The following is a 6627-nucleotide window of genomic DNA, read 5'->3' as shown; positions in this document are numbered from 1 at the left end:
TCAAACGATGGAAGCCAACAGCTTTTCCCACTCTTTGTTTTCTTTCTTCGACACCCCACCCAGCAGGTCCAGGGCCTGGCGCAGGCGGTAGCGCGTCAGGTCGGGGCCGAGGATTTCCATGGCGTCCAGCACCGAAACCGAGCTGGCCTGGCCCGTGATGGCGGCGAACATCAGCGGCATGGCGTCACGCAGCTTCAGCTCCAGCGCTTCGACCACGGCCTGGATGCAACCGGTGATGCGCTCTTTTTCCCACTGACGCAGGCTTTCAAGCTTCCACAGGATCAGCTGGATCACCTGGCGCACCTGGTCGGCCGACAGTTTCTTGCTTTCGAACAGCTTGGCGTCCAGCTTGAGCGCGCCTTCGAAGAAGAACCCGCCCAACGGGGCAACCTGGCTGAAGGTTTCGACCCTGCCTTGCACGTGCGGGGCAATCTTCATCATGTAGTCGCTGTTGAACGCCCACTTCTGCAGGCGTGCGGCAAACTCCTCTACCGGCAGCTCGCGCAGCCACTGGCCGTTGAGCCAGGACAGCTTCTCGATGTCGAAGATCGGGCCGCCCAGCGAGATACGTGACAGGTCGAAGTGCTCGACCATTTCGGCCAGCGAGAACTTCTCGCGCTCGTCAGGCATCGACCAGCCCATGCGGCCAAGGTAGTTGAGCATCGCTTCAGGCATGAAGCCCATGCGCTCGTAGAAGGTGACCGAGGTCGGGTTCTTGCGCTTGGACAGTTTCGATTTGTCCGGGTTGCGCAGCAGCGGCATGTAGCACAGCTTGGGCTGCTCCCAGCCGAAGTACTCGTACAGCTTGATCAGCTTGGGCGCCGATGGCAGCCACTCTTCCCCACGCAGCACGTGGGTGATGCCCATCAGGTGGTCGTCGACCACGTTGGCCAGGAAGTACGTCGGCAGGCCGTCGTTCTTCATCAGCACCTGCATGTCCATGCGGTCCCACGGGATCTCGACATCGCCGCGCAGCATGTCCGGCACCACGCAGATCCCTTCGCTCGGCACCTTCATGCGGATCACGTGCGGCTCGCCAGCGTCCAGGCGGCGCTGCACTTCTTCGGCGCTCATCAGCAACGCACGGCCATCGTAGCGCGGGGTTTCGCCGCGGGCCTGCTGTTCGGCACGCATCTGTTCCAGCTCTTCGGCGGTGCAGAAGCAGTAGAAGGCGTGGCCGGCGTCTACCAGTTCCTTGGCGTATTTGGCGTAGATTTCGCCACGCTCGCTCTGCCGGTAAGGGCCATGTGGGCCGCCGACATCCGGGCCTTCGTTCCATTCGATGCCAAGCCAGCGCAGAGCGTCGAAGATCTGTTGCTCCGACTCGCGCGTGGAGCGCAGCTGATCGGTGTCTTCGATGCGCAGGATGAACTCACCGCCGTGCTGCTTGGCAAAGCAGTAGTTGAACAGGGCGATGTAGGCAGTGCCGACATGGGGGTCGCCGGTAGGCGATGGCGCAATACGCGTGCGTACGGTGGTCATGGAGAGTCTCGAACGAAAGATGAAACAAAGGCGGGATGTTAGCAGGAGGCGGGCACCGGGCTCCAGCAATGGCGCGAACGTCACTTGTCGACGGGCCCTGTGCCGCTGTTAAATTTGTTTACATTTCTGGAACGATAGTCCTCATGCCTGCCCAACTCAAACGCCGCCTGACGCTCTTCTTCGCCCTGGTGGCCATCATCGCCCTCGCCTTCCTGGGCCACTGGTACTTCAAGGGCCGCTTCTACGAGAGCACCGACAACGCTTACGTGCAGGGTGAGATCACCCGTATCTCCAGCCAGCTTGGCGCACGTATCGAAACGGTGCCGGTCGAGGACAACCAGCACGTCAGCAAGGGCGACCTGCTGGTGCGCCTGGAAGCCGCCGACTTCGAGCTGGCGGTCGAACGCGCCCGTGCCGCCCTGGCCACCCGCGAAGCCGAGTACGCACAAGCGCAAAGCCGCCTCACCCAGCAAGGCAGCCTGATTGCCGCCGGCCAGGCCCAATTGGCGGCGACCCAGGCCACGTTCGACCGTTCGCGGCTGGACCTGAGCCGCGCCGAGAAGCTGCGCAAACCGGGTTTTGTCTCTGAAGAGCGGGTCACTACCCTGTCGGCGGACAGCCATGTCGCCGGTTCCCAGGTCGACAAGGCCCGCGCCGACCTGCAAAGCCAGCGCCAACAGGTCACCGCCCTGAACGCCGAGCTCAAGCGCCTCGATGCGCAAATCGCCAATGCCCGCACCGACCTGGCCCAGGCCGAACTGAACCTGACCCGCTGCGAAATCCATGCACCGATCAGCGGCACCATCGGCCAGCGCAATGCGCGCAATGGCCAGGTGGTGCAGGCCGGCGCCTACCTGCTGTCGATCGTGCCGGATGAAGACATCTGGGTGCAGGCCAACTTCAAGGAAACCCAGATCGGCCGCATGCACCCCGGCCAGCGCGCGGAGCTGTTGTTCGACAGCTACCCCGACACACCGATCGAAGGCCGGGTGGACAGCCTGTTCGCCGCGTCCGGTGCGCAGTTCAGCCTGCTGCCACCGGACAACGCCACCGGCAACTTCACCAAAGTTGTGCAGCGTATCCCGATAAAACTCACGTTCCACGCCGACAACCCATTGCATGGGCGTATTCGCCCCGGCATGTCGGTGACCGCCACCGTCGACCTGCGCAGCGAAGACGAAGGCCACAATGGCCGGTGACCAGCTGCTGCGCCCTACGGCGGAGCCAACCCGACGCGACTGGATCGCGGTGATGAGCGTGATGCTCGGCGCCTTCATGGCAGTGCTGGATATCCAGATCACCAACTCCTCGTTGAAGGACATCCAGGGCGCTCTGTCGGCGACCCTGGAAGAAGGCTCATGGATTTCCACCTCGTACCTGGTGGCGGAAATCATCATGATCCCGCTGACGGCTTGGCTGGTGCAGCTGTTGTCGGCGCGGCGCCTGGCGGTGTGGGTATCCGGCGGTTTCCTGCTGTCGTCGCTGCTGTGCTCGATGGCCTGGAACCTGGAGAGCATGATCCTGTTCCGTGCCTTGCAGGGTTTCACCGGCGGCGCGCTGATCCCGCTGGCCTTCACCCTGACCCTGATCAAGCTGCCCGAGCACCACCGCGCCAAAGGCATGGCGATGTTCGCCATGACCGCCACTTTTGCCCCCTCCATCGGCCCCACCCTGGGCGGCTGGCTGACCGAGAACTGGGGCTGGGAATACATCTTCTACATCAATATCCCACCGGGCCTGCTAATGATCGCCGGCTTGTTATACGGGCTTGAGAAGAAGGAGGCGCACTGGGAGCTGCTGAAAAGTACCGATTACGCCGGCATCGTCACGCTCGGCCTTGGGTTGGGCTGCCTGCAGGTGTTTCTCGAGGAAGGCCATCGCAAGGACTGGCTGGAGTCGCACCTGATCGTCGGCCTGGGCAGCGTTGCCCTGGTCAGCCTGATCACCTTCGTCATCCTGCAGTTTTCCAAGCCACACCCGCTGATCAACCTGCGTATCCTCGGCAACCGCAACTTTGGCCTGTCGAGCATCGCCAGCCTGGGCATGGGCGTGGGCCTGTATGGCTCGATCTATCTGCTACCGCTGTACCTGGCGCAGGTACAGGGTTACAACGCCTTGCAGATTGGCGAGGTGATCATGTGGATGGGTATTCCGCAGTTGTTCCTGATCCCGCTGGTGCCGCAACTGATGAAGGTGATATCGCCCAAGGTACTATGCGCGCTGGGGTTTTGCCTGTTCGGCGCTGCCAGTTTCGGTTCGGGGGTGCTCAACCCGGACTTTGCCGGGCCGCAGTTCAACCATATCCAGATCATCCGCGCCCTGGGCCAGCCGATGATCATGGTGACCATCTCGCTGATTGCCACCGCGTATATCCAACAACAGGATGCCGGGTCCGCGTCGAGCCTGTTCAATATTCTGCGTAACCTCGGTGGCGCGATTGGTATTGCCTTGCTGGCCACCCTGCTGGATGCGCGCACCAAGGTGTACTTCGACTACCTGCGCGAATCGGTGGTGCCGAGCAACCCACAGGTGGCTGAGCGGCTGGCGCAATTGGCGGAGCGCTTGGGCAATGACAATGCGGCGCTGGGCAAACTTAGCGAAATTACCCACCAGCAGGCGCTGATCATGGCTTACAACGATGCCTTCCACTTTGTCGGGATCGGGTTAGCGGTGAGCATGGTGGCGGTGTTGCTGACCCGCAAGTTGCCGGAGGGGCTGAAGGCTGGGGAGGCCCACTGAGCACAATTTCAGATGATGCGCGGTGCCTGTGGGAGCGGGCGAGCCCGCGAACACCGGCGCAGCCGGTGCCAGCCACCGCATTGAATTCTTCGCGGGCACGCCCGCTCCCACAGGGCCCGCGCCCGGCTTCAGCTGCTAATCAACCGCTCCCTCAGTTGCGCAATCTCGTCACGCAACTGCGCCGCAGCTTCGAACTCCAGGTCGCGGGCGAACTGCATCATTTTCTCTTCCAGCTGCTTGATGCGCTTGGTGATCTCTCCCGGCGTACGCAGTTCGGCCTCGTAACGGGCGCTCTCCTCCGCCGCCTTGGCCATGCCCTTGCGCTTCTTGCTGCGCGCACCGGGCACGGTGGCACCTTCCATGATGTCGGTGATGTCCTTGACCACGCCCTTGGGCACGATGCCGTTGGCTTCGTTGAAGGCGATCTGCTTCTCGCGGCGGCGCTCGGTTTCGTCGATGGCTCGCTGCATGGAGCCTGTTACGTTATCGGCGTACAGAATGGCCCGGCCATTGAGGTTACGTGCCGCGCGGCCAATGGTCTGGATCAGGGAGCGCTCGGAACGCAGAAAACCTTCCTTGTCCGCATCGAGGATGGCCACCAGCGACACCTCGGGCATGTCCAGGCCCTCGCGCAGCAGGTTGATGCCCACCAGCACGTCGAAGGTGCCCAGGCGCAGGTCGCGGATAATCTCCACCCGCTCCACCGTATCGATGTCCGAGTGCAGGTAGCGTACCCGCACGTCGTGGTCGGCCAGGTAATCGCTGAGGTCCTCGGCCATGCGTTTGGTCAACGTGGTCGCCAGCACTCGCTCGCCTGCCGCGACACGCTTGCGGATCTCGGACAGCAGGTCGTCGACCTGGGTCAGCGCCGGGCGCACCTCTACCTGCGGGTCGACCAGCCCGGTCGGGCGCACCACCTGCTCCACCACGCGTCCGGCATGCTCAGCCTCGTAGGGGCCCGGAGTGGCCGAAACGAAAATGGTCTGCGGGCTGACATCCTCCCACTCGTCGAAACGCATCGGCCGGTTGTCCAGCGCGGAAGGCATGCGGAAGCCGTACTCGACGAGGGTCTCCTTGCGTGAACGGTCGCCCTTGTACATGGCGCCGACCTGCGGAACGCTGACGTGTGATTCATCGATCACCAGCAGCGCATCGGGCGGCAGGTAATCGTACAGGGTAGGCGGCGGCGCCCCGGCCGGGCGCCCGGACAGGTAACGCGAGTAGTTTTCGATGCCGTTGCAGTAGCCAAGCTCGAGGATCATCTCCAGATCGAAGCGGGTGCGTTGCTCCAGACGCTGCGCTTCGACCAGCTTGTTGGCCTTGTGCAGGTATTCCAGACGCTCCTTCAGTTCTTCCTTGATGCCCTCCACCGCTTCCAGCAGGGTTTCCCGCGGGGTCACGTAGTGGCTCTTGGGGTAGAACGTGAAACGTGGCAGCTTGCGGAAAACCTCGCCGGTCAACGGATCGAAGGCGGCGATGTTCTCCACTTCATCATCGAACAGCTCGATGCGGATGGCCTCCAGATCCGATTCGGCCGGGAAGATGTCGATCACGTCGCCGCGTACCCGGAAGGTGGCGCGGGCAAAGTCCATTTCGTTGCGGGTGTACTGCAGGTCGGCCAGGCGGCGCAGCAGCGCGCGCTGGTCGAGCTTGTCGCCACGGTCAACGTGCAGGACCATTTTCAGGTAGGTCTCGGGGCTGCCCAGGCCGTAGATGCACGACACAGTGGTCACGATGATCGCGTCACGCCGCTCCAGCAGCGCCTTGGTCGCCGACAGGCGCATCTGCTCGATGTGGTCGTTGATCGAGGCGTCCTTCTCGATGAAGGTGTCCGACGACGGCACGTAGGCTTCCGGCTGGTAGTAGTCGTAATAGGAAACGAAGTACTCCACCGCGTTGTTGGGGAAGAATGCCTTGAACTCCCCGTACAACTGGGCGGCCAGCGTCTTGTTGGGCGCCAGCACCAGCGTCGGGCGCTGCACTTGCTGGATGACGTTGGCAATGCTGAAGGTCTTGCCCGAACCGGTCACCCCGAGCAACGTCTGGTGCGACAGCCCCGCCTCTATGCCTTCGACCAACTGGCGGATAGCCTCGGGCTGGTCGCCAGCCGGCTGGAAACGTGTGACGAGCTGGAACTCGGACATGAAGGACCTCGCGGTGCAGCAGCTGTAAATTTAGCCAGTAGTCTATACCCAAATGCGCCCGTTCGGGGGCGCTTTCAAGGCACAGGTGTGGACGCATGCAACGGTGGACACGGCATTTAGACCAATGGTCGAAAAATATTTGCGCAAATAGCCCCAAAAGCTGCGCCAGAGTGTCGCGGTGACCGATCGGTATCACTATACTGACTCCCCGTTTGTGCACCGCTTCAGTGCATTCGGCTGGAGCGTGTACGCCCTATCACAC

The 6627-nt window shown here is 62.5% G+C and carries 4 protein-coding genes; 2 read left to right on the top strand and 2 right to left on the bottom strand.

Annotated features, from left to right (window positions below):
* The gene (gene gltX / locus V7787_RS16925; RefSeq protein ID WP_064490757.1) at positions 1–1482 is read right to left on the bottom strand and encodes a glutamate--tRNA ligase; all 1482 of its coding nucleotides are present in this window, start codon (positions 1480–1482) and stop codon (positions 1–3) included.
* 143 nt (positions 1483–1625) lie between these two features.
* On the opposite strand from gltX, the gene V7787_RS16920 reads away from it, so the two are divergent.
* Positions 1626–2681: an HlyD family secretion protein gene (locus V7787_RS16920; RefSeq protein ID WP_049586797.1), complete on the top strand. Its 1056-nt coding sequence runs from the start codon at positions 1626–1628 to the stop codon at positions 2679–2681.
* 49 nt (positions 2682–2730) lie between these two features.
* Positions 2731–4221: an MDR family MFS transporter gene (locus V7787_RS16915; RefSeq protein ID WP_172402858.1), complete on the top strand. Its 1491-nt coding sequence runs from the start codon at positions 2731–2733 to the stop codon at positions 4219–4221.
* A gap of 128 nt (positions 4222–4349) precedes the next feature.
* Here the strand turns inward: V7787_RS16915 and uvrB are convergent, their stop codons facing one another.
* A complete protein-coding gene (gene uvrB, locus V7787_RS16910; RefSeq protein ID WP_010952992.1) occupies positions 4350–6365 on the bottom strand; it encodes an excinuclease ABC subunit UvrB in 2016 nt (671 codons plus the stop codon).
* Between the last annotated feature and the right edge of the window lie 262 nt (positions 6366–6627).

The sequence above is a fragment of the Pseudomonas sp. CGJS7 genome, assembly GCF_036961695.1.
This window is presented reverse-complemented; position numbering and strand designations above follow the sequence as displayed.

Excerpts from the sequence above, each read along its gene's own strand:
- gltX (WP_064490757.1), bottom strand. The coding sequence starts at position 1,482 with ATGACCACCGTACGCACGCGTATTGCGCCATCGCCTACCGGCGACCCC.
- V7787_RS16920 (WP_049586797.1), top strand. The coding sequence starts at position 1,626 with ATGCCTGCCCAACTCAAACGCCGCCTGACGCTCTTCTTCGCCCTGGTG.
- uvrB (WP_010952992.1), bottom strand. The coding sequence starts at position 6,365 with ATGTCCGAGTTCCAGCTCGTCACACGTTTCCAGCCGGCTGGCGACCAG.